We start from the raw sequence: 22,504 nt of genomic DNA on the forward strand, positions 1-22,504 counted from the left end.
GGCGGGCGGCACGATGTGACGCGGGCACCGCATAGGCTGATCGGCGTGGCAACGCACGAGCGCGAGTACCGGATGGACGAGCTGGCGGAAGCGGCCGGTGTCCCGGTTCGTACCGTCCGCTTCTACCGGGAGCGCAAGCTGCTCCCCGCGCCACGCCGCGAGGGCCGGATCGCCTGGTACAACGACCACCACCTCGCGCGGCTGCGGACCATCACCGCGCTGCTGGAGCGGGGGCACACCCTCGGCGGCATCGCCGAGCTGATGGACGCCTGGGAGAGCGGCCGCCGTGACGTCGGCGGACTCCTCGGCCTGGACCCGGGGCTGCCCACCCGCTGGTCGGAGGAGGAACCGCTGCGGCTCACCCCCGAGGGCCTCGCCGACCACTACGGCGACCAGGCCACCGCCGAGAACCTGGCCACCGCCCTGGACATCGGCTACATCGCCGTCGACGGCGACGACGTCGTCCACGTCAGCCGGCGGCTGCTGGAGGCCTCGGCCGCGCTGGTCCGGGAGGGCATCCCGCTCGCCGAGGTGCTCGCCGCGGGACGCGACATGCGGGGCCGCATGGACCTGCTCGCCGAGCTCTTCGTCGAGCTGGCCCGCACCTACGTCCTGCCGGACGCCGAGGCCGACCTGCAGTCCGGCGACACCACCCGGCTGACCGAGGCGATCGCCCGGCTGCGCCCCCTGGTGCAGGCCGTCGTCGAGGCGGAACTCGCCCTGGCGATCGACCGCAGGCTGCGCGAGGAACTCAAGCGGTAACGGGCGCCCGCGCACAGCCCGTACGGGTGCGTGGCCGGGCGACGGCCGGCTCGGCCGCGAACTCCTGGAGGAGAGCGCGGCCGGCCGCCGTCCCGCACCCGTGCGGCAGCCGCCCGACGCCGGAGCGGGGGGCCGCCGCCTGACGCGGACGGAGGCCGACGGCACCCACCAGGAGAGGGAGCTGGCGGACGCGGACGAGGTGCTGCGGGTCCTGGCGGACGACTTCGGCGTACGGCTCCCGGAGGGGACGCGACTGCCGGGGTGACTCGCCGGGCCTCCACGTCTTCTGCCATGCCCGGTGGACCGCGTGGGCGCCGCGAACCCATCGCGAGCACACGCTGTGACCTGCGTCATGCCGTGTGGTTGCGGAGGCCCATGAGCCGGGTTATCACGGAAGGAGGAGGAAACCTAAGGGGGCCACCACCATGGCCACGGAAATTTCCCCGGTCATCAAGGGTTCTCGGCTCAAGAGCCGCGGCGGACTGTGGGGGGAATGCCTCGCCGAGTTCCTGGGGACGTTCGTCCTGATCGCTTTCGGCTGCGGTGTCGTCGCGATGGCCGTCGCCGCGTTGCCCGGTTCGGGCCGCACCGAGGGGCCCACCACCATCTTCACCGGGGTCGGCGACTGGCTCCTGATCGCCTGGGGCTGGGCCTTCGCCGTCGCCTTCGGCATCTACGTGGCCGGCGGGGTCAGCGGCGCGCACATCAACCCCGCCGTGACGCTCGCCTTCGCCGTGCGCCGCAAGTTCGCCTGGGCCAAGGTGCTGCCCTACTGGGCGGCGCAACTGGCGGGGGCGTTCACCGGCGCCGCGCTGGTCTACCTCGTCTACCACGACGCCATCAACACCTACGACGCCGCGCTGAAGGGGCCCAAGGTCAACGGGCACTCCGTGGGCACCTTCTCGATCTTCGCCACCTTCCCCGCGGCGTACTTCCACGGCAGTGTCTGGGGTCCGCTCATCGACCAGATCGTCGGGACGGCGTTCCTCGGCATGTTCGTCGTCGCCGTCATCGACCTGCGCAACACCGCGGTCAAGGCCAACCTCGGCCCGCTGGTCATCGGCTTCGCCGTCGCCGCCATCGGGATGTCCTACGGCGCCAACGCCGGCTACGCGATCAACCCGGCGCGCGACCTCGGCCCGCGCCTGTTCACCTGGGCCGCCGGGTGGGGTGAGCTGGCGATACCCGGCTCCTCGCCGGGCGGCTACAGCGGCTACTTCTGGATACCGATCGTGGGACCACTCGTCGGGGGCGTGATCGGGGTGCTGGTCTACGACCTGTTCATCGGCGACGTGCTCCACATCCGCGCGCAGGAGGGGGCGATGGCGGAGGTCGGACGGGACCGGCCCGCGAACCCGGACGACGACTAGCGGGGGCCGCCGGCCGGTCCCCGGGTCGGGTGAATTCCGCCGGTTCCCGGCGTGCCGCCGGTCGCCGCGGGCCTAGCGTGGCGCTCCGGGACGACGCCAGGGGAGCCGGACGGGGGTGGCCGCGTGACGGTCGAGGACAAGCGCTCGGTGAGCATGAGGATCTTCGGGGACCTGCTCAAGGCGCTGCGCGAGGGCCGGGGGCTCACCCTGGACGCGGTGGCGGCGCACACGGGTTACTCGAAGTCGCAGACCGTCAAGATCGAGTGCGGGGAACGCATCGCGAGCAAGGCGTTCATCGAGCGGGCCGAGCAACTGCTCGGCTCCCCCGGCGTGCTGACGGCCGTCGCACCGCATCTGTCCCGGGAGAAGCTGCCCGTGGGGTACGGGGAGTACGCGGACGAGGAAGCGCGGGCGCTGAGCCTGGGCGCGTACGACTCCCACGTCATCAAGGGACTGCTGCAGACCGAGGCCTACATGCGCGCGGTCTTCGCGGCCCGCTGTCCGGCGCTGGAGGAGGACGAGACCGAGCGCTGGACCGAGGACCGGCTGGCCCGCCAGGCGCTGTTCACCCGCAGGCCCGTGTGCATGCTCTCCTTCGTCCTGGAGGAGTGGGTCCTGCGCCGTCCGACGGGTGGACCGGCCGTGATGAGGGAGCAGCTGCAGCACCTCGTCGAGGTGGGCCGGCGGCGCAACGTCCAGATCCAGGTGATGCCGGCGCGCTACGGGACCCACGCCGGCCTCGACGGTCCGTTCACCCTGCTGGAGAACCCCGAACGCCAGTTGCTCGCCTACGCCGAGGGCCAGGTCGGGGGGCTGCTCACCGATGACCGGAAAAGGGTCAGTCTGCTCCACCAGCGCTATGGCATGATCCGGGCGCAGGCCCTCACACCCGAGGACTCCGCGAAGTTGATCGAGCAGATTGCGGGTGAACTGTGAGCGCTCTCGTGTGGTTCAAGTCCAGTCACAGCGGCAGCGACGGTGGTGATTGCGTCGAGGTGGCGATCGGCCCGGCCTCCGTCCACGTACGGGACTCCAAGGACAGCTCCGGCCCCGTTCTGGCCTTCGAGCCGGACGCGTGGACCGCGTTCGTGGCCTTCGCCGGCCAATTGTCCGACCCCCAGCGATAGTTACCAACCAGTAATACGAACGTCGGTTTCCCCTCACCCGCACCGGCGAACGTACGGTGCATGACAACCCCCACAACCTCCACCTGGAGGCGCGGCATCGTCGCGGCGGCGATCATCGCCGCCGGGGTCTCCGGCCTCGCGCTCCCCGCCGACGCACACGCCGCCGAGCGCACCGGCACCACGGTGGCGGCGGCCACGGCGGCCTCCGCCACCGCCGCCCCGGTCGACCACGAGACCTGGCTGCGGGACGTGCGCCTCGTGATCGACCAGGCGCACACCTACGTCGAGGACCGCACGTCCGCCGCACTTCCCGGCGAGAAACCGGCGATCGTCCTGGACATCGACAACACCTCCCTGGAGACGTACTTCGACTGGTGGTTCCCGCCGGCCGTGGCACCGACGCGTGACCTCGCCCGGTACGCGGACTCCCGTGGCGTGGACGTCTTCTTCGTCACCGCGCGGCCGGACTTCATCCACGCGGCCACGTACTACAACCTCGACCGCGAGGGCTACCCGGTCGCCGGGCTCTACGGCCGTTCGATCCCGGACCTCTTCGACGAGGTCAGCGCGTACAAGACGGCGCAGCGCGCCGCCATCGAGAAGCGCGGCTACACGATCATCGCGAACATCGGCAACAACACCACCGACCTGGTGGGCGGCCACGCCGAGCGCACCTTCAAGCTCCCGGACTACGACGGCCTGCTCGACTGACACCGCCGTCCGCGACCGGGCGACGCCTGGGGAACGATCGTTCTCCGGGCGTTCACCATGCCCTCATGCGCGGGCTTCATACCGGCTCGACCTGCGGCTTAGCGTCACGAGGTCCCGTTCGCCCGATGTAGACGAGGTGTAAATGTCCCTCCGGCACGCAATCGCAGCCCTGGCCGTCGTGCCCGCGCTCGTGGTTCCCACCGCCGCCCAGGCGGCCACCGCCCACCACGACCACGGCCCCTCCCCCCGGGCCGCCTTCGACCTGCAGGCCCACCGCGGTGGCATCGGCATGACCACCGAGGAGTCCCTGGAGGGCTTCGGCAAGGCCCTGCGCCTCGGGGTGAGCACCCTGGAGCTGGACACCCACGTCACCAAGGACCAGAAGGTCGTCGTCAACCACGACCGCCAGATCAGCGCCCAGAAGTGCAAGGACACCGGTCCTGTGACGCCGGGCGACCCGATGTACCCGTACGTCGGCAAGTACATCAAGGACCTGACGCTGGCCCAGATCAAGACGATGGACTGCGGCTACCAGCAGCTGCCCGGCTTCCCCGAGCAGGAGCAGATCAAGGGCCACCGCATGGTGGAGCTCAAGGACGTCCTGGGCCTGGTCAAGAGCTACAAGGCCAAGAAGGTCAAGCTCAACATCGAGACCAAGGTGGAGGCCGGCGCCCCCGAGCAGACCGCGCCGCGCGAGCTGTTCGTGCGCCGTGTCTTCGAGGAGATCCACCGCTCCGGCATCGAGAAGCAGGTCACCATCCAGTCCTTCGACTGGGGCGCCCTGAAGGAGATGCACGAGCTCGCGCCGAAGTACCCGCTGGTGGCGCTCACCAACTACGACTTCCTCCAGGTCGGCAAGCCCGGCGCCTCCCCGTGGCTCGGCGGCATCGACGCCGACGACTACGACGGCGACTTCGTCAGGGCCGCCGCCGCCGTCCCCGGCGTCACGGCGCTCTCCCCGGTCTACGGCATGCCGCAGAACGGCACCATCGCGGACCCGGACTTCAGGTTCTACGTCACGCCCAAGATGGTGGACGACGCCCACGCGCGCGGCCTGAAGGTCATCCCGTGGACCTGCGACGACAACCCGACCATCGAGGCACTGATGGACATGGGCATCGACGGGATCATCACCGACTACCCCAACCACGTCCGGCAGATCATGGCCGACCGCGGTATGCGCCTGCCCAAGGCATACCCCGCCCCGCGCCACTGACGACCGGCGCCCCGCATCCGCGGACGCTCCCGGCACCGGACGGTTCCGGGGGCGTCCGCGTACGGTTCAGGTGGTCGAGGCGGCGGGCTCCTCGGCCCGGCCGGCCAGGTGCTCCTCGGGGTGGACGCACTTGTAGAGGCACTGGGTGCGGGACATCGCGAAGACCCCGTAGCTGAGCACCGCGAACCCGGTCAGCGCGGGCAGCAGCCAGAATCCGGTGCGCGGCTGCTCGCCGTAGAGCGCGACCCCGAGGCAGAAGCCGACGACGGCGTCGCCGAGCGTCAGGGCGGGCTGGGAGGCGATCAGCGGTCCCCCCTGCATCGCGGTCCCGAGCAGGAACAACGAGAACCCGCCGGCCGCGGCGAACGCGTAGGTCTGCCAGGACAGCAGCCAGGCCGCGACCCCCTGGTGCTCCAGGATGTCCATGGACGACTTGATCAGCGCGGCCGTGAGGGCGTTGCCGACCGCCGCCGCCGCGCCGAGGCAGGCGGCGCGCGTCAGGCCGCTGGGCCGCCGCAGCCCGGCGATCACCAGCACCGCGCCGAGGCCGCCGACGATCAGCAGCGTCGGCACCCACCAGATGCCCGGTACCTGCTCCCGCCCCCCGCTGGGCGCCATCGAGAAGAGGAACAGCGCCAGGCCCCCGGCGATGCACGCCACGCAGGCCCACGCCGTGCGGGACAGCTCGACGTGGAAGACCATGCCGCCGATCACCAGGGCCAGCGGGAGTTCCAGAATGAACACCGGCTGGACCGCGGCGAGCGAACCGGTGCCCAGCGCGAGCGCCTGGAAGATCGCGGCGAAGATCACGCCGAGGATGCCGGCGAGCCAGACCGGAGTGCGCAGCAGGTCCTTCATCAGACCCAGGCGCAGGGACTTCGAGGCGGGGACGGTGAGCACCGCGCGTCGCTGAAGGACCGTCCCGAGGGCGTTGCTGCAGGCCGCGAAGACGGCGAAGAGGATGGAGATCATGACGACGGCACCACTCCCGCGTGCTCGGCCGCGGTCGTCCTCGTCCGGCTCGCCGCCGGACGACGCTTGACTGTCTTGCTTGATTCGTCCGGTTTTCTGCGTGAAGGGAAAGTCTAACGTCGAACGTATGCGGAGGCCCGCCGCGCTCCGGTGATCACGGGTGCGCCACGGGCGCCCCGCTGACGGGTGTGGCACTCACAGTGCGGCGCGGTCGCCGGTGTCCACCGGCTGCGTGGCGCGCGCCCCACGCAGCGCGTCGGAGCGCACCTCGTCGGCGGTCAGCACGTAACCCGTCGTGGAGTCGGTGGTGGAGCGGGCGAAGACCACCCCGTAGACGCGTCCGGAGGTATCCAGCAGCGGTCCGCCGGAGTTGCCGGGGCGCACCACGGACCGGACCTGGTAGATGTCGCGGGTGACCGTGCCGTCGCCGTAGATGTCCTGGCCGGTGGCGCGGATGCGCCCGGCCACGGTCGCGGCGCGCAGGTCGAGTCCGCCGTCCTGCGGGTACCCCGCCACGACCGCGCCGTCACCGCGCACGGCCTCGTCGGTGAAGCTCAGCGCGGGCGCGTTCAGCCCCGGGACGTCCAGGACGGCGATGTCCTTGCCGGGGTCGAAGAGCACGACGGTGGCCCGGTAGGCCCGTCCGACGCCGCCGAGCTGCACCGCGGGCTGGTCCACCCCGGCCACCACGTGGGCGTTGGTCATGACGTGCTCGTCGGCGTATACGAAGCCGGTGCCCTCCTGGCCCTGGCGCCGGCCGTCGACGAAGGCGACGCCCTCGATCTTGACGGTGCTGCGCGCCGCGGCGGCGGCCGCGGCCGCGGTGACGTTGTCCCCGGAGGGTGCGGGCACCCCGTTGACGGGCTCGGACTCGAACGGGTTGAACACCTGCGGGAACCCGGCCTCGGCCAGCGCGCTGGTCGCCCGGCTGAACCAGGCCGGCGCCTGCCGGGGCATGGTGTCCTGGACGGCGCCGAGCACCTCCGACCCGCGGATCGACTGCGCCAGCACGCTGGAGGAGGAGGTCACCAGCACGCTCGCGGCCACCCAGGAGACCAGCAGCACGGCCACGGCGTTCGCCGCCGCGCCGCCCACCCCGTCGAGCCAGCGCAGCGGGCCCCAGTCCAGTCCGGTCCGGACCTTCCAGGCGACCCCGGAGGCGAGGGCGTGCCCGCCGGCCGCGGGAACCAGCACGGTGAGCAGCGCCACCAGCGTCGCCCGCGGCGTGCCCGGCTCGACGTACTGCAGCACGTACGGCAGCAGCCACACGCCGACCACCGCACCGCCGAGGAAACCCGCGAGCGAGATGCAGCCCGCGACCAGTCCGCGCCGGAAACCGGCGACGGCGTTGGCGACGGTCAGCACCAGCAGCAGGAGGTCGAGCAGGTTCAACCGAGGGGCCTTTCGACGAAACCCTATGGACCAGTGAAAACGCACATTAACTGACCATAGGTTCCCTTTTATGGCGCAGCGCACGCAGATTCCGTCACATCCATCCCGGACTCCCCGGCTCGCCGCCGTATCGCATGGGAAAGGCCCGGCACGGCCTCCGTGTGCAACCACGGACGCCGGCACCGGGCCCTCCGTCGCACCGCACCCCGTCCCCACGGGTCGGCGCGTGCGGGACCTTCCCACCGCTCAGGGGTGGCCCCGCAGCTCACTCCCCCTACATGTCGACGACCGGAGCGGCGTCAGCATTCCCGTCCCGAGCAGGAATTCCGCGCCGGTACATCAGGAGGCCGATCACCAGGCCGGCGGCGAAGAAGGCCGCGGCCCACCAGGAGGCCGTCGCGCCTCCCTCCGCGGTGCTCTGGGACATGCGGGACGCGCTCCGGTCGGTCGCGGGAAGGGCGGGGAGGGACGGGGCGCCGGGGAGCCCGGCTCGATACGAGACCGTTTCGTACATACGGAGACTAGAAGCCGACTTATCGAAACGCAAATGTTTCGATCGCATGGGCGCAACCGGCTGCCTAGAGTGGTTGCCGACGACACAGGAGGTGCGGCCGTGGCCGAGCAGCACGCGGAAGATCGCCGCGAGAAGGCGATACTGGAACGGATCAGCGCGATGGTCTCCGACGAGAGGACCCTGCGCGAGCTCCTGAGCGAGGGGCGGGTGGACAGCGACACCGAGCGGGCGCGGCTCGACGCGCTGGAGCGCGAACTCGACCAGTGCTGGGACCTGCTCCGCCAGCGCCGCGCCAAGGCCGAGGCGGGCGGGGACCCGGGCGAGGCGAAGGTGCGCTCCTCGCGGACCGTGGAGGGTTACCAGTCGTGAAGAGCGACACGAAGGTGACGGACGCATCCGGCGCGCGCCGCTACGAGGCGCACGTCGAGGGCAGGCTGGCGGGCTTCGCCACGTACATCCGCACCCCTGAGATGGTCGCCTTCCTGCACACCGAGGTGGACCCGGAGTTCGAGGGCCGGGGCGTGGGCTCCGCGCTCGCCCGCCACGCGCTGGACGAGGCGCGGGAGCGCGGCCAGAGCGTGCTGGCGGCCTGCCCGTTCATCGCGGGCTGGATCGCGCACCACCCCGAGTACGAGGACCTGGAGTACCGGCCGCGCAGCACGGTCAGCGACTAGCGCCGGCCACCCGGCCCGATGCCGAGCGCGGGCAGCACCACCGCGTCGATGTAGCGGTGCATGAAGGCGGCGTCGACCTCCACGTCCTCCAGCAGGCGGCGGGTTATCACGGCGCCGAGCATCATGTGCGGCATGAACTCGGCCGCGGGGACGGCGGCGTCGATCTCGCCGCGGTCGGCGGCCCACCCCAGCAGTAGCCGCACCCCGGTGAGCTCGGGCTCGATCAGGTGCTGGCGCATCGCCTCGGCGAGGTCGGGGTTGGTGGCGGAGGCGTGGGCCAGGCCCCGGATGAGCGCGGTGTCCACGTCCGAGCCGTCGCCAATGCGGTCGGCCAGCTCGTGCAGGTCGCCGGGGAGCGTACCGGTGTCGACGTTCTCCACGTGCACCGGCTTGATGCACTTGAGCGCGGTCACCACCAGCTCCGGCTTGCTCTTCCACTGCCGGTAGAGGGTGGCCTTGCTGGACCGGGTACGGGTGGCGACCGCGTCCATCGTCAGCGCGTCGTACCCGACCTCGCGCAGCAGCTCGATCACCGCGCCGTACAGTTCCTGCTCCCGCTCGGGGGTCAGCCGGGTGCGGCGCGCCGGTGCGCTCGCGTCGGTCGTCATGTTCCGTGCTCCGTCTCCCGTCCCCCGCGAAACGGTTTCGTATCCCAACGACAATATGGCACCGCCCACCGAAACCGAAACGTTTCGATGGGCGGTTGCACGCGGTACGGGGCCGGGCCGGCTCCGGGCGGGCCGTGCGGCGTCAGGCCAGCGAGGCCGTGAGCGTGATCTCCGTGCCGGCCAGCGCCTTGCTCACCGGGCAGTTCGCTTTGGCGTCCTCGGCCGCCTTGACGAACTCCGCCTCGTCCATCCCGGGCACCTCGCCCTCGACGGTCAGGTGGATGCCGGTGATGCCGGTACCCGGCTTGAAGGTGACGTCGGCCTGGGTGCGCAGCCGGGTCGGCGGGGTGCCCGCCTTGCCCAGGCCGGCCGACAGGGCCATGGAGAAGCAGCTGGAGTGGGCGGCGGCGATGAGCTCCTCGGGGCTGGTCTTCCCGCCCGGCTCCTGCGAGCGGGCGACCCAGGTCACTGGGTACTCCCCGATGCCGGAGGAGTCGAGGGTCACGACCCCGCTGCCCTCCGTCAGACTGCCGTCCCAGACGGTGTGCGCGACCCGCGTGGTGGAGTGCGGCGTGGTGGACATGGTGGATCCTCCCAAGTACGGCGTACGGCTGCGGCGGGTCCAAGTCTTCACCACCGGGCGCCGCTTCGCGAGGCGATCTCCTGCTCGGTGATGGTCGTGTTGCCGTGTTGCCGCCCGTCAAACAAGCCGTCACCCACAAGAGTGGCTGTACGCAGGGATTTCACCGACCCGCCCCCCGCCGCCGCGCCGCCGTCCTACGTTCGGGACCTGGGACGCGGACGTCAAGGAGTGAGCCTGGTGGTCGAATCCGTACGGGTACCGATCCTCGCTTCGTGGGAGCGCTGTCAGACCGCCGGTCTCGACCCCGAGCGGTTCGAGGTCCCGTACACCGACGACGTCGACCCCGCCGGGGCACTGGTCCGGGCCGCGCGTCCGGTCCTCGACCGGCTCGCCGCCACGCTCTCCGGCACCCGCACCGCCGTCCTGCTCACCGACGACCGGGGGCTGGTGATCGACCGCAGGGCCGCCGAACCCCCGCTGCTGCCCGCCCTGGACCGGGTCCGGCTCGCACCGGGTTTCAGCTACCACGAACTGGACGCCGGGACCAACGGCATCGGCACCGCCCTGGCCGCCCGGCAGCCCGTCCGCGTCTCCGGCGAGGAGCACTTCTCCGCCGCCCTGCGCGGCTTCACCTGCTTCGGCGTGCCTGTCCGCCACCCCGCCAGCGGCCGGGTCGAGGGCGTGCTCGACCTCACCAGCCTGTACGGCGAGGCGCACCCCCTCATGGCCGAACTCGCCCGCGGCTGCGCCCTCGCCATCGAGCAGCGACTCCTCGAGGAGTGCGCCGAACGCGAACGCGCCCTGCTGCAGCGCTACCTGACCACCGAGCACCGCGGCGTCGCGGCGGGCTCCCTGCGGCTGGACGGCGCGGGACGCGTCCAGAGCGTCGGCCCCCCGGCCGGGCTCACCGACGGGGACGAGTCGGCGCTCACGGAGACCGCGGCCGGGCTGATCGCCGCCGGACGGCAGGAAGCGCTCGAACTCCCCCTCTCCCACGGCCGGACGGCCCACCTGCTGTGCCGGCCCCTGGCGGGCGGCGCCGTCGTGGAGGTCAGCGTGCCCGAGGACGCCGGTTCCCGCGGCGCCCCCGGTGGGGCCGCGCGCCGACCGCTGCTGGTCGGCGAGCCCGGGGTCGGCCGCCTGGCCGTCGCCGCGCGCCGCCGCCTGGAGCTGCTCAGCGACGCCGCCCTGCGGATCGGCACCACCCTCGACGTCGTGCGCACCGCCCGCGAGATCGTCGAGGCCGCCGTGCCCCGCTTCGCCGACCACGCGACCGTCGACCTGTACTGCCCCGTCCTGCACGGCACGGCCCCCGGGGGCCCCGGAGCGGAGCTGTGCCGGGTGGCGGCGAGCGGCGCCGCCCCCAGCGGCGCGTGCGGCCCGTACGCCAGGGGGGAACCGATTCCCCTCCACCCGGACAGCCCCCAGGCCAGAGCCCTGTGCGGCAGCACCGCGGTCCGCGACACCTCCCCCGGCCCCGACGGCGAGCCGCGTGCCGTCATCGCCGTCCCCCTGCGCGCCCGGGACACCCTGCTGGGCGTCGCCACCTTCCAACGCGCCGCACGAAGCGAGCCGTTCGCCGACGACGACCTCACCCTCGCCCGCGACCTCGCCGCCCGAGCCGCGGTCTGCATCGACAACGCGCGGCTCTTCACCCGCGAGCACCACCTCGCCCTCGAACTCCAGCGCAGCCTGCTGCCGCACGGCGTGCCGGAGCAGCACGCCGTGGACGTCGCCCACCGCTACCTCCCCGCGGCGCGCGGCCGGGTCGGCGGCGACTGGTTCGACGTCATCCCGCTCTCCGGGGCGCGCGTGGCGCTGGTCGTCGGCGACGTCGTCGGGCACGGGATCCACGCCGCCGCCGCCATGGGCCGGCTGCGTACCGCCGTGCACAACTTCTCCACCCTCGACCTGCCCCCCGACGAGCTGCTGGGCCGGCTGGACGACCTCGTCGTCCGCCTCGACGACGAGAGCGGCACCGGTCCCGGCCTCGCGGGCGCGACCTGCCTCTACGCGGTCTACGACCCGGTCGCCCGGCGCTGCCAGCTGGCCCGGGCCGGCCATCCGCCGCCCGCGCTGCTCGCCCCGGACGGCCGGGTACGCTTCCCCGACCTGCCCGCCGGACCACCCCTGGGCCTGGGCGGAGTCCCCTTCGAGGCCGCCGACTTCGCGGTCCCCGAGGGCAGCGGCCTCGTCCTCTACACCGACGGCCTCATCGAGGGCCGCCACCTCGACCCGGACACCGGGATGCGCCGGCTCGGCCGCGCCCTGGCCGTCGTCCCGCAGGGCTGCCCGCCGGAGGAGGTCTGCGCCGCGCTCGAGGACTCGCTGCGCCCCGCGCCCTCGGCCGACGACGTCGTCCTGCTGGTCGCCCGCACGCGGTCCCTGGACGAGCGTCAGGTCGCCTGCTGGGACGTGCCCGACGACCCGGCTGCCGTCTCCGCGCTCCGCTCCGCGATCACCCGGCGGCTGCGGGCCTGGGGCCTGGACGAACTCTCCTTCACCACCGAGCTGATCGCCAGCGAGCTGATCACCAACGCCATCCGCCACGGCGCCGGCCCCGTACAGGCCAGGCTGCTGCGCGACCGGGCCCTGGTCTTCGAGGTCGCGGACGCCAGCGGCACCTCCCCGCGCCTGCGCCGCGCCGCCACCACCGACGAGGGCGGCCGCGGGATCTTCCTCGTCGCCCAGCTCTGCCGCCGCTGGGGCACCCGCTACACCGAACGGGGCAAGGTCATCTGGACGGAGCAGCAACTGCCCGCCTGAGGCGCGCACATCAGCGGAACAACATGCACCGCGAGCCGCGCCCCGGACCCGGAGCGCCCCGCGCGAAGACGACCGGCGACATCGCCGCCGGGCTGCGCGTGGTCGCCCGCGACCGGTGGCTGCGGGCGCTGACGCTGTTCGGCGCCGCGTCCGACCTCGCCCTGATGGCCTACCAGTCGATCCAGGTTCCGTTGCTGGTGCGTCACGTCGGGACCGGCACCGCCCGCGCCACGCTCCTGTTCGAGGTCGGGCCGGCCTTGCCCGCCCTGCTCATCCCGCTCACCACGCGCGCAGCCGGGGTGCTCCGGTACGCGGCCGGAGGCTTCTGCGTCTCCGCGGGCGTGGTCGCGGGCAACGTCCTCAAGGCGGGCTTCCAGCAACGCCGCCCTGAACTACGGCACGCTGCCCGTCGGCACGCTCGGCTCCGTGCTCGGGCTGCGGGCAGCGGGCAGCGCTGTGGATCACCAGCGTGCCGCTCGCCGGGCTGGTGCTGCCGCTGTCCCCGCTCCGCACCGCCCGGGACCTGCCGACGGACCCGCTCCCCACCGGCGACGCCGTCCCCGCCAGAGCCGGCGCGGCCGGATGAGCCCGCACGGGTGGAGCGGTGGGACACGGGGGTTCCGGCTGTGCGCGGACGCGGTGTTGCCTACGGTTGAACCATGACCACGGCTGCAGACAGCGGTACGAACGCGAGCACGGACACCTACGACGTCATCGTCATCGGCGCGGGCCCCACCGGGGAGAACGTCGCCGACCGGACCAGGCAGGCCGGACTGACCACGGTGGTGGTCGAGGCGGAGCTGGTCGGCGGTGAGTGCTCGTACTGGGCGTGTATCCCCAGCAAGGCGCTGCTGCGCCCGCAGGCGGCCCTGGAGGCCGCGCGGGCGGTCGCGGGGTCACGGGAGGCGGCCGGCGGGCGGCTCGACGCCGCCGCGGTGCTGGCCCGGCGCGACTGGTGGACCGGCAACTGGAAGGACGACGGGGCGGTGACCTGGCTGGACTCGGCCGGCATCGACCTCGTCCGGGGACGCGGCCGGCTCGACGGCCCGCGCCGGGTCGTCGTCGAGACCCCGGAGGGCGGCGAGCGTGTCCTGGTCGCCCGGCACGCCGTGGCGGTCTGCACCGGCACCCGCGCGCAACTGCCCGACCTCCCCGGCATCGCCGACGACCATGTGTGGACCAGCCGCGACGCCACCAGCTCCCCCGAGGTGCCGGGGCGGCTCGTGGTGGTCGGCGGAGGTGTCGTCTGCGTCGAGATGGCGACCGCCTGGCGCTCGCTCGGCTCCGAGGTGACCGTGCTGGTCCGCGGCTCCGGGCTGCTGCCGCGCTGGGAGCCGTTCGTGGGCGAGCTCCTCGCGGACGGGATGCGCGCCGCCGGGACGGACATCCGCACCGGCGTGTCGGTCAGGGAGCTGCGGCGCGCGTCGGAGTCCGGGCCGATCACCCTGCTGCTCTCCGACGGTTCGGAACTCGTCACCGACGAGGTCCTGTTCGCCACCGGACGCGTCCCGCACACCGACGACCTGGGCCTGGAGACGATCGGCCTGACCCCCGGCTCGTGGCTGGACGTCGACGACACCTGCCTGGTCAAGGGCGTCGAGGGCGGCTGGCTGTACTGCGCGGGCGACACCAACCACCGCGCCCTCCTCACCCACCAGGGCAAGTACCAGGGCCGTATCGCCGGGGCCGCCATCGCCGCCCGCGCCAAGGGGGAGCCCCTGGACACCGCCCCCTGGGGCCGGCACGCGGCCACCGCCGACAACGTCGCCGTCCCCCAGGTCGTGTTCACCGAGCCCGAGGCCGCCGCCGTCGGCATCACCGCCGAGCAGGCCCGGCGGGAGGGCCGCCGCGTCAAGGTCGTCGACTACGAGATCGGCAACGTCTCCGGCGCCGGCCTGTACGCCGACGACTACAAGGGCAAGGCCCGCGCCGTGGTCGACCTGGACCGGGGTCACCTCGTCGGCGTCACCTTCGTCGGCCCGTCGGTCGGCGAAATGCTGCACTCCGCCACCATCGCCGTCGCCGGTGAGGTGCCGCTGGAGCGGCTGTGGCACGCCGTACCGGCCTTCCCCACGATGAGCGAGGTGTGGCTGCGGCTGCTGGAGACCTACCGGGACGCGCCGGACGACGAAGGGTGACGGAGACGGCGGCCCCGGGCGCCTGCCGATAGGATCGCGCACTGCTCGTCGAGTCCAGGTCGAGGGGACAGCTGAGGTGGGGATTTTCCGGCGCGGGCCGAAGCGTGACCAGCGGGACGCACCCCGCGATCCCGAGTACGCCTTCTTCTCGGTGGACGAGGGCGCGCGCTTCCGCGCGATCGTGCGCGAGTCGTTCGCCGAACTCGGGCTGGAGGTCACGGTCTTCGCCGACATGGTGACCGACGACTCCGGTCGGCGCTTCGGGCTCGGCAACCTCGCCGCGCTCTGCCACAACGACCGCCGCGGCCCCCGCGTGTGGCCGCAGGTGGCGCGCGAGCACGTCGGCGCGGTGCTGCGCACCCTCGACGGGCCCTCCCCGCTGGAGACCCTGCCCACCGAGGAGATCCGCGAACGGCTCTACCCGCGCCTGGTGCCGCCCGACGCGATCGACCCGGAGACCTTCCGCTACGCCCGGATCGCCGCGCCCGGGCTGCTGGAGGTACTCGCCCTGGACCTCCCCGAGAGCGTGATGACGCTCGCCGACCACGCCCTGGTGCCGCTCGGCGACGCCCGCGAGCTGCGCGGCCGCGCCCTGCTCAACCTGCGCGATCTGCCGGTGGAACGCCATGAGGTGGTCCGGCACGCCGACGTGCGCTTCGACGTCCTCGTCGGGGACTCCTTCTTCACCGCCGCCCGGGTGCTGGTCCTGGACGAGCTGGTGGAACGGGTCACCGGGCAGCCGCTGACCGCCGACGGGGCGCTGGTCGCCATGCCGTTCCGGCACCAGCTGGCCTTCCACGCCATCCGTGACAGCGGCGTCATCCCGGCGCTCAACGGCATGGCGGGTTTCGCGGCGGCGGGCCACGAGGACGCGGTGGGCCCCATCAGCCCGTACGTCTACTGGTGGCGGGACGGCGTGCTGACCCAGCTCAGCCGGAAGGACGGCGACGGGCTGCTGATCACCGTCGGCGAGGAGTTCCAGGACGTCCTCGAACGCCTCGTGCCCGACCAGGCGGGCGAGGAGAGATGAGCGGGGACGAACCGGGCGGGACGACCGTCAGACCGCTGATAGGCGTGGACTCCGAGGGACCCGCGCCCGGCTACGCCGAACTGTTCCCCGAGGACCCGCCCGGCACGGGCGACAGCCCGTGCGACAGGCCAGGCGACAGGCCAGGCGACAGGCAGGCGCAGGACCCACCGCAGGAGCCGCACCCGGCACATGGTCCGCGCCGGGCGCGCCGGGCGGCGGCCCGCTCCCGGCGGCGCCCGCGCACCGTCCTCGCGGTCGCCGCGGCGGTGGCCGTCGTCGGCGTACTGGCCCTGCTCGGGCACCTGGTCACCGGTCCGGGCGAGGCCGACCGCGCGCTGCCCGATCCGAGCGCCTCGCCGCCACGGCTCGCGCTGCCCAGCCTGCTCGACTCCGACGGCACGGTGAAGCCCTCGCCCGGCGCCGGGGCCCCGTCGGCACGGACGAGCGGCGACTCCTCCCCGTCCGCCTCCGGTTCCGCGTCCGGCGCGGGGGCACGGGCCTCCGCCACGGGCGCCGCGACCGCCGGCGCGCCGAGCGGGACCGCGGGCACCGCGCCGGCCGGTTCCGGCGCGGTCCTCAAGCCCGGATCGCGCGGCCCCGAGGTCGTGGCGCTGCAGCAACGGCTCGCCCAGGCCGGGGTCTACGACGGCCCCGCCGACGGCAAGTACGACGGCAGCGTCAAGGACGCCGTCCAGCGCTACCAGCAGAGCCACGGCGTCACGGGGGACACCGCCGGGTTCTACGGCCCCGCCACGCGCCGTTCGCTGGAGTCGGTCACCACGGCGCCCTGAGGCCGCAGCGGGTTCACCAGCGGCAGGTAGCGGGCGGCGGCGCCGTCCGCGCCGGTCCAGCGCAGCAGCAGATTGGTCTTCGCGGGGATGTGCCCCGCGGCGAGCAGTTCCCGCAGCGGCGCCGGGTCCCCGTTCCCCGCCGCCCACTCCGCGAGAAACGCCCGGGCTCGCTCCCACAGCACCGGGGTGAGCGCCGGACGGCGTTCGGCGACCGCGCCCGCGATCTCCAGCAGGTTGTTGGTGACGAGGCAGTAGACCAGGCGTTCCCAGCCGTGTGCGGCGTCCACACCGGGCCCTGGGGCGTCCGGCCGTCCATGGCGGCGGAGCAGCTCCCGGTGCCGCTCCTCGACCAGCTTGACGCCCTCGTGGTCGCGGAAGAGGGCCTGGCCCGGCAGCCCGTCGGCGTCCACGGCGACGAGCACGTTCTGCAGGTGGCACTCCAGCACCACCCCGTGGCGCAGGTACGCGTGCAGCACCGGCGGCACGACCTGCCGCAGGTATGCCTCCCACCAGTCCAGGGCACCCTCCGCGGTCAGGCCCGGCGCGGCGAGCGGGCTGCCCTCGTACCCCTCGGCGACGGCCGCCGCGAGCAGCGGGGTCAGCCCGGGGCGCAGGTGGGCGCCGAAGCCGTCGCGGACGAGCACGGCCAGTGCCTCGTAGGCGTCCCGGCCGCCCAGGCCGGCGGTGCGGTAGCCGCGGTCGGACAGGACGTCCGCCTCCGGGACGGCGCGCAGCACCTCGTCGACCGGGCCGAGCCAGCGCAGGTCGTGCCGCCACAGCCGGCGGATGTCGTTGGTGATCCGCACGTCGAGGCTGAACTTCAGGAAGAGGTCGGCCTCCGGCAGGTACACCGTCCGCAGCGACGCCGTCGGCACGGCCGGTACGGCGGTGTGCCCCAGGCGCAGCAGGCGCCCGTCGTGGAGCGCGGGGAGGTCGCCCAGCAGGGCCAGTTGCCAGGGGTGCGCGGGCAGGACCCGGTAGCCCTCGGGAACGTCCGGGTACAGCCGGTCGAGCACCGAGGTGTCGCCCTCGCCTTCCAGCAGGTCCGCGCGGACCGCGAGCAGGGTGAGCGGGAAGCTCGTGTGCGCCTCCGGCGCGTAGGGCAGCAGGCTCTCCGGCGGGCCCCCGCCGCGGGTCTTGGGCGCGGGGTGGTGGCGGTGGCCGGCCACCAGGGCCTGCTCGGAGCGCAGATACGGATCGGCGGGCGGCGGCGCGTGCTCGCGGGCCTCCAGCAGGGCGGCGAGCACATCGCGGCTGTCGCGGATCTCGGCGGGCAGCTCGGTGCCCGCGGCACCGGTGCGGGCGGTGAGTTCCGCCGCGGTGACGTCGACCAGCGCCTCCAGCGGCAGCGGCCGCCAGCCCTCCCCGGTGCGCAGCTCGGGCGCGGCGGGATGGCGGCCGGCCCGCACCCGCAGCAGCCGGCCGGTCGCGGGCAGCCGGTGGACGGGACGGCCCGCGTCCTCGCCCGCGTCCTCGGCGACCTCGCGCAGCAGGCAGTTCAGCAGGGCCGTCACGGAGAGCGCCTCGGCGCGGTCCCAGGCGTCACCCACGACGGCTCGTTCCCGCTGGTCGATGCGCTGGTCGATGCACGATCTGCCACCTTCTGCGTAGGGTAGGGACCCATCATGTACCCGCACTCGGCGGCTGCGACGCGGCGCCCCCTGGAGACGGCGTTCGCCACCGAGCTGGCGACGCTCCGTCCTGATCTGCGCGACGCGTACACCGCCGCGCTCCCCGGTGCCCGCGCCGCCGTCCTCGGCCGCCTGTGGCGCGCCCTGCTCCTGGAACCCCTGCCGGGCATCGCCTCCCGCGGCCCGGACCGGGTGCTCTTCCGCGACGGCCGGGTGCTCACCGGGCCGCGGCGGCTGCCGCACGACCTGGGGTCACCGAAGGACGACTCCGTCCTGTTGCTGGACGGCCGGCCCCACGACCACCCGGCCGCCCTGATGGAGGCCCTCGGGATGCCCGGGTCCGGCCTGCTGCGCGACGAGCTCGACCACAGCGTCGCCTCGTTGGCCCTGTCCCGGGCGGATGCCGCGGGCACGGAGGGCCACGGCGCGGGGCCGCCGACGCTCGCCTCCTTCGAGCAGGGCGTCGTCGACGGCCATCCCTACCACCCGTGCTGCCGCAGCCGTCCGGGTTTCTCCGTGGCCGAGCAACTGGCCTACGGGCCCGAGCACCGGCCGGTCGTCGCCCTCGACCTCGTTTCCGTCCCGGCCGCCGGCTCCCTGGTCGTGGGCGCCTGGCCGGACCGGTTCCGCGACGGCGACCGGCTGCTGCTGCCCGTCCACCCCTGGCAGACCCGGCACATCCTGCCCGCGCTGGGGCTGCGCCCGTACGCCGAGGCGGCCCTCCCCGCCCGGCCGCTGATGTCGGTGCGCACCCTCGCCCCGCTCGACGGCGGCCCGCATCTGAAGACGGCGCTGAGCATGCGGATGACTTCGGCCGTCCGAGACATCTCGGCCCGCTCGGTGACCGGCAGCGCCGCGCTGTCCGCGCTGCTGGACGAGCTGACCCGGCGCCTCGGCGGCGGCACGCTGCGCGTCACCCGCAACCTCGCGGCGGCCGCCGCCGTCGTCGGCGGTGAGGCCAGCCCGGACCTCGCGGCGCTGCTGCGGGAGTCCCCGTCCGGCTTCGCCGACCCGGCGGCCGGGGAGATCGTGCTGCCCGTCGCCTCCCTCACCGGGCGCCCCGCCGACGGCGGGCCGCCGTTGCTCCACTCGCTGCTCGCGGCCGCGGGACCGGGCGCTCCCCGGGACGGAGCCGCCTGGCTCGCCGCCTTCGCCCGGCTCGCGCTGCCGGCCATGCTGCGGCTGCTGTCCTGGGGCGTCGCCCTGGAGGCGCACGGGCAGAACCTCCTGGTCGTCCTCGACCGGCACGCCCGGCCCCTGCGGCTGGTCTGCCGCGACCTCGCCGACGTCCGGATCAGCCCGGCCCGCCTCGCCCGGTACGGCGTCGCGGTGCCCCCGCTCGGCCGCGGCCTCAGCGACGACCCGGCGGTCCTGCACGCCAAGCTCTACGGCTCCCTGGTCGCCACCACGTTCGGCGGCCTCGTCTCCGCCCTCGGCGAGGCCCACCGCCCCACCGAGGCCCGGCTGTGGGCCTCGGTGCGCACGGAGACCGCCCGCGCCTTCGACGCCCTCCCCGCCACGGCGGACACCCGCACCGACCGCGCCGCCCTGCTCTCCGCCCCCGAACTCCCCGTCAAGGCCCTCACCTTGATGCGCCTGGAGACCTCCGCGACCGGCGACCAGTGGACGGGCCTGCCCAACCCCCTGCGCTGACCCCAGGATCCCCCGACGACGGCGGCACACCGGCCCGGGCCGCGCGGCACCTCGGCACCCACCGGCGTCGGCGGCGGTGGTGGTAGTTGGTGCGGCCCATGTGGCCGCAGCTCTCATGGCCATCTCGCCCCGCCCCCCTCGCGCTCGTGCCACCGCCCCGATCGTGCCACCTCCGCCCCTCCTGGGTCAGCCGTCAGGTGACGCTCCACAGACGCCGGTAGAAGGCGGTCCGTTCCGGGTCGGGGGCGATGCCGTACGCGTCGAGGAGCGCGTCCTCCCAGCCGGAGCCGTAGTTCCACTCGGTGCTCCAGGTGGCGACGGCCAGATCGGCCCAGCGGTCGGCGACCCCGAGGGTGCCCATGTCGACGTGGCCCGACCAGGTGCCGTCCTCGGCCAGCAGCGTGTTGGGCGCGCAGGGGTCGCCGTGGCACACCACGAGCCGCTCGACGGGCGGCGCGGGCGGCAGATCCCCCGGCACGTCTCTGCCCGCCGCCCGTGCGCGTTCCAGGCGGGTGCCGACGGACCAGTCGTACGGACAGCCCTCCACGGGCAGCCGCTCGTGCAGCGCGCGCAGCCCGGCGCCCAGCGCACGCACGGCGGCGCCCGGATCCGCCGCCCAGCGCGGGCTGACGGCGCTCTCCCCGGGCAGCCCGCGCGTCACCAGCCAGGTCCCCTCAGCGTCCGTCCCGTGGTCCAGGACGGGCGGCACCGGTGTGAAGCGGCCCGCCCACCGCAGGCGCTCCGCCTCGGCCCCCAGGTCCAGCCCGGAGCCCGCCGGCGCCCACTTGGCGAACAGCCGGTCCTCCCCCGCGCCCAGCCGGAACGTCACTCCGCCCGCGTGGTTGCGCCAGACGGGCAGCGGCGTGCGCTCACCCGCCAGCGCCCCGATCCGCGCGGGCACCTCCACCTCGCCGTCGGGCGGCCCCGAAATCTCCACCGCCGCATGGTGCCCGCGAACCGGGGGGAAAGCCAGCCGATTCCCACGACCGGGCACCTCGCCCCCAAGGCCGGGAGATGGCACGCTGACGGCGGGCGGGCGTCTGGGGAGGGTCGGTCATGCGACGGACAGTGGTGGGCGCGCTGGGCACGCTGGTGGGGGTCGGGTTGTTGTGCGGTTGCACCCCGGCGGACCTGCCGCTCGTCGCGGTCTGGACGAGCCCGGACGGGACGCCGGTGGCGAGGGTGCAGCCGTGCCCCGGGGACCACGCCTCTGGGGTGGACCTGGTCAGTTGGGACGAGCGGGAGTCAGGCGACCTCTGGGCCGACGACCCCTCGACCGGGAACCCCGCTGCCGACGGCCCGTCGAGGGAGACGACCGACAGCGGCTGGCACATGTGGTCGTCGGCACGCATCGGCCGTACGACCTTCCCCCTCTTCGCGCCACCGGCCTCCTGGCAGGTGGAGACCGACGGCACGCAGGCACTCCTGCCGAACCGCACGTATTACCTGTCCTTCTTCGGCCCGCGCGGCAGCGACACCTACGACGGCCACGTCTCCTTCACCGCCGCCGACCTCGCCTCCCTGGACCCCGGCCACGTGTGGGCCGACGGCCGCGCCATGAGCCGGACCGCCTTCGCCGAGCTGGTCGCCGACAAGTGCTGAGCCGCACGCGGCACACCACGGAGCCCCCGCCGGACCTCCCCGGCAGGGGCTTCGTGATGTCGCGAGCCGTTCACCACGCATGGTCGGCCGGCGCGAGTACGCGGCAGGGCATGTCACCCGGGCGACGGCCGCCGTGCTCGGCGCGAGCAGCTCACCCGCCGACCGGGCCCTGCGGCGCCAGGGTGTGGCAGGCCTCCCATGCCGTGTGGAACTGCTTCTTCGTGAACGACGTGGTGTCCGGTATCCGGGCGGTCCGCGGGTCCGGATCGGGGTAACCGGGCAGTCCGTTCTCACGTACACAGGCCGAGAAGTCCCTGTGCTTCCTCATGTCCTCCGGGCTCACGTACAGCGACACGGTGTTCCCCTTGCCCGCACGCGTCTCGCACTCCTTGAAGGCGGGGTCGGTGACCGGCAACGCACTGCCGTCCGCCATTCGGGCGAACATGGAGTTCGCCTCCGGCTTCGGGTCGGGGTCCTTCGCGTCGACGCCGTGCTCGCGCAGACACCGCGCGTAGTCCGTCCACCCGGCCACGTCGAAGGGTCCGCTGTACACGGAGGTGTACTCGTGGTCCGCCCCACCGACGGCGTTGCCCATCTCCACGTTCAGGACCAGGGCCGCCGCCGCGGCGACCAGCACCACAGAGGTGCCGAGCGTGCGCTTGGCAAAAGTACGCATCGATACGTCTCTCGTTCCATCAGGATTCGGATGGGCTGGGAGCTGGCTTCCTACCGGCAGCTGCCCTTCCCGCGCTCGATCCCATCCGACCAAGCCCCGCGTGAACGGGGCGTGAGACGGTCCCCCGCGAACTGACGGCCAAGCACGGCGGTGCCCCCGGGCGTTGGCCGAGCCGGCTCGATCGAAGCCCTGCCCCCGGGTCGTGAGCCCGGACGGACTGACTCCCCGCGTGGGCACCTGCCTTCGTGAGCACGTCGGCAAGCGAAGGGAGATCCGCGTCCCACGATC

The 22,504-nt window shown here is 73.7% G+C and carries 23 protein-coding genes; 15 read left to right on the forward strand and 8 right to left on the reverse strand.

Annotation, left to right across the window (positions count from 1 at the left end; translation table 11 throughout):
* Nucleotides 1–45: 45 nt before the first annotated feature.
* The 7 genes from AC3EUJ_RS29160 to AC3EUJ_RS29190 all read left to right on the forward strand — a co-directional run bounded on the left by AC3EUJ_RS29160 (nucleotide 46) and on the right by AC3EUJ_RS29190 (nucleotide 5,186).
* On the forward strand, nucleotides 46–762 hold the full coding sequence (locus AC3EUJ_RS29160) for a MerR family transcriptional regulator (protein ID WP_431966527.1): 717 nt from the start codon (nucleotides 46–48) through the stop codon (nucleotides 760–762).
* A 100-nt stretch (nucleotides 763–862) separates the two neighbouring features.
* Nucleotides 863–1,027: a hypothetical protein gene (locus tag AC3EUJ_RS29165; protein ID WP_431966529.1), complete on the forward strand. Its 165-nt coding sequence runs from the start codon at nucleotides 863–865 to the stop codon at nucleotides 1,025–1,027.
* Nucleotides 1,028–1,187: 160 nt separating this feature from the next.
* Entirely contained in the window at nucleotides 1,188–2,132 is a 945-nt protein-coding gene (locus tag AC3EUJ_RS29170; RefSeq protein ID WP_431966531.1) for an MIP/aquaporin family protein, read from the forward strand.
* Nucleotides 2,133–2,255: 123 nt separating this feature from the next.
* Complete coding sequence (locus tag AC3EUJ_RS29175) at nucleotides 2,256–3,068, forward strand: helix-turn-helix domain-containing protein (RefSeq protein WP_431966533.1); 813 nt, start codon at nucleotides 2,256–2,258, stop codon at nucleotides 3,066–3,068.
* Nucleotides 3,065–3,259: a DUF397 domain-containing protein gene (locus AC3EUJ_RS29180; RefSeq protein ID WP_431966535.1), complete on the forward strand. Its 195-nt coding sequence runs from the start codon at nucleotides 3,065–3,067 to the stop codon at nucleotides 3,257–3,259. Before AC3EUJ_RS29175 ends, AC3EUJ_RS29180 begins: the two co-directional genes overlap by 4 nt.
* A 60-nt stretch (nucleotides 3,260–3,319) precedes the next feature.
* Nucleotides 3,320–3,970, forward strand: coding sequence for an HAD family acid phosphatase (locus tag AC3EUJ_RS29185; protein ID WP_431966537.1), 651 nt, complete (start codon nucleotides 3,320–3,322; stop codon nucleotides 3,968–3,970).
* A 142-nt stretch (nucleotides 3,971–4,112) separates the two neighbouring features.
* Nucleotides 4,113–5,186: a glycerophosphodiester phosphodiesterase family protein gene (locus AC3EUJ_RS29190; protein ID WP_431966539.1), complete on the forward strand. Its 1,074-nt coding sequence runs from the start codon at nucleotides 4,113–4,115 to the stop codon at nucleotides 5,184–5,186.
* 66 nt (nucleotides 5,187–5,252) lie between these two features.
* Here AC3EUJ_RS29190 and AC3EUJ_RS29195 read toward each other — a convergent pair whose 3' ends face one another.
* The 3 genes from AC3EUJ_RS29195 to AC3EUJ_RS29205 all read right to left on the reverse strand — a co-directional run bounded on the left by AC3EUJ_RS29195 (nucleotide 5,253) and on the right by AC3EUJ_RS29205 (nucleotide 7,977).
* Complete coding sequence (locus AC3EUJ_RS29195) at nucleotides 5,253–6,158, reverse strand: DMT family transporter (RefSeq protein ID WP_431966541.1); 906 nt, start codon at nucleotides 6,156–6,158, stop codon at nucleotides 5,253–5,255.
* A gap of 195 nt (nucleotides 6,159–6,353) precedes the next feature.
* Nucleotides 6,354–7,550 (reverse strand): MarP family serine protease, encoded by a 1,197-nt coding sequence (locus AC3EUJ_RS29200; protein WP_431966543.1) that lies wholly within the window; start codon nucleotides 7,548–7,550, stop codon nucleotides 6,354–6,356.
* Nucleotides 7,551–7,824: 274 nt separating this feature from the next.
* Nucleotides 7,825–7,977, reverse strand: coding sequence for a hypothetical protein (locus tag AC3EUJ_RS29205; protein WP_431966545.1), 153 nt, complete (start codon nucleotides 7,975–7,977; stop codon nucleotides 7,825–7,827).
* Nucleotides 7,978–8,163: 186 nt separating this feature from the next.
* Between AC3EUJ_RS29205 and AC3EUJ_RS29210 the strand changes: the two genes are divergently transcribed.
* Both AC3EUJ_RS29210 and AC3EUJ_RS29215 read left to right on the forward strand, forming a co-directional pair.
* Nucleotides 8,164–8,433: a DUF2630 family protein gene (locus AC3EUJ_RS29210; protein WP_431966547.1), complete on the forward strand. Its 270-nt coding sequence runs from the start codon at nucleotides 8,164–8,166 to the stop codon at nucleotides 8,431–8,433.
* The gene (locus tag AC3EUJ_RS29215) at nucleotides 8,430–8,738 is read left to right on the forward strand and encodes a GNAT family N-acetyltransferase (protein WP_431966549.1); all 309 of its coding nucleotides are present in this window, start codon (nucleotides 8,430–8,432) and stop codon (nucleotides 8,736–8,738) included. The genes AC3EUJ_RS29210 and AC3EUJ_RS29215 overlap by 4 nt, the downstream gene beginning before the upstream one ends.
* On the opposite strand, the gene AC3EUJ_RS29220 is transcribed toward AC3EUJ_RS29215, so the two are convergent.
* Both AC3EUJ_RS29220 and AC3EUJ_RS29225 read right to left on the reverse strand, forming a co-directional pair.
* Nucleotides 8,735–9,346, reverse strand: coding sequence for a TetR/AcrR family transcriptional regulator (locus AC3EUJ_RS29220; protein ID WP_431966551.1), 612 nt, complete (start codon nucleotides 9,344–9,346; stop codon nucleotides 8,735–8,737). The two genes, AC3EUJ_RS29215 and AC3EUJ_RS29220, sit on opposite strands and share 4 nt — an antisense overlap.
* Before the next feature lie 142 nt (nucleotides 9,347–9,488).
* Nucleotides 9,489–9,929: an OsmC family protein gene (locus AC3EUJ_RS29225; protein WP_018559864.1), complete on the reverse strand. Its 441-nt coding sequence runs from the start codon at nucleotides 9,927–9,929 to the stop codon at nucleotides 9,489–9,491.
* A gap of 237 nt (nucleotides 9,930–10,166) precedes the next feature.
* Between AC3EUJ_RS29225 and AC3EUJ_RS29230 the strand changes: the two genes are divergently transcribed.
* The 4 genes from AC3EUJ_RS29230 (at nucleotide 10,167) to AC3EUJ_RS29245 (ending at nucleotide 16,654) form a co-directional block, all read left to right on the forward strand.
* Nucleotides 10,167–12,695, forward strand: coding sequence for a SpoIIE family protein phosphatase (locus AC3EUJ_RS29230; RefSeq protein WP_431966554.1), 2,529 nt, complete (start codon nucleotides 10,167–10,169; stop codon nucleotides 12,693–12,695).
* Between the two features lie 659 nt (nucleotides 12,696–13,354).
* Complete coding sequence (locus AC3EUJ_RS29235) at nucleotides 13,355–14,833, forward strand: dihydrolipoyl dehydrogenase family protein (RefSeq protein ID WP_431966556.1); 1,479 nt, start codon at nucleotides 13,355–13,357, stop codon at nucleotides 14,831–14,833.
* 76 nt (nucleotides 14,834–14,909) lie between these two features.
* The gene (locus tag AC3EUJ_RS29240; protein WP_431966558.1) at nucleotides 14,910–15,863 is read left to right on the forward strand and encodes a hypothetical protein; all 954 of its coding nucleotides are present in this window, start codon (nucleotides 14,910–14,912) and stop codon (nucleotides 15,861–15,863) included.
* The gene (locus AC3EUJ_RS29245) at nucleotides 15,860–16,654 is read left to right on the forward strand and encodes a peptidoglycan-binding domain-containing protein (RefSeq protein WP_431966560.1); all 795 of its coding nucleotides are present in this window, start codon (nucleotides 15,860–15,862) and stop codon (nucleotides 16,652–16,654) included. Before AC3EUJ_RS29240 ends, AC3EUJ_RS29245 begins: the two co-directional genes overlap by 4 nt.
* Here the strand turns inward: AC3EUJ_RS29245 and AC3EUJ_RS29250 are convergent.
* Nucleotides 16,603–18,204 (reverse strand): IucA/IucC family protein, encoded by a 1,602-nt coding sequence (locus AC3EUJ_RS29250; protein ID WP_431966562.1) that lies wholly within the window; start codon nucleotides 18,202–18,204, stop codon nucleotides 16,603–16,605. The genes AC3EUJ_RS29245 and AC3EUJ_RS29250 overlap by 52 nt on opposite strands.
* Before the next feature lie 75 nt (nucleotides 18,205–18,279).
* Between AC3EUJ_RS29250 and AC3EUJ_RS29255 the strand changes: the two genes are divergently transcribed.
* Entirely contained in the window at nucleotides 18,280–19,938 is a 1,659-nt protein-coding gene (locus AC3EUJ_RS29255) for an IucA/IucC family protein (protein ID WP_431966564.1), read from the forward strand.
* 193 nt (nucleotides 19,939–20,131) lie between these two features.
* Here AC3EUJ_RS29255 and AC3EUJ_RS29260 read toward each other — a convergent pair whose 3' ends face one another.
* On the reverse strand, nucleotides 20,132–20,875 hold the full coding sequence (locus AC3EUJ_RS29260) for an aminoglycoside 3'-phosphotransferase (RefSeq protein ID WP_431966566.1): 744 nt from the start codon (nucleotides 20,873–20,875) through the stop codon (nucleotides 20,132–20,134).
* Nucleotides 20,876–20,994: 119 nt separating this feature from the next.
* Here AC3EUJ_RS29260 and AC3EUJ_RS29265 point away from each other — a divergent pair, with 119 nt between their 5' ends.
* Nucleotides 20,995–21,540 (forward strand): hypothetical protein, encoded by a 546-nt coding sequence (locus AC3EUJ_RS29265; RefSeq protein ID WP_431966568.1) that lies wholly within the window; start codon nucleotides 20,995–20,997, stop codon nucleotides 21,538–21,540.
* Between the two features lie 151 nt (nucleotides 21,541–21,691).
* On the opposite strand, the gene AC3EUJ_RS29270 is transcribed toward AC3EUJ_RS29265, so the two are convergent.
* A complete protein-coding gene (locus AC3EUJ_RS29270) occupies nucleotides 21,692–22,216 on the reverse strand; it encodes a hypothetical protein (protein ID WP_431966570.1) in 525 nt (174 codons plus the stop codon).
* Between the last annotated feature and the right edge of the window lie 288 nt (nucleotides 22,217–22,504).

Source organism: Actinacidiphila sp. bgisy160, from assembly GCF_057707815.1.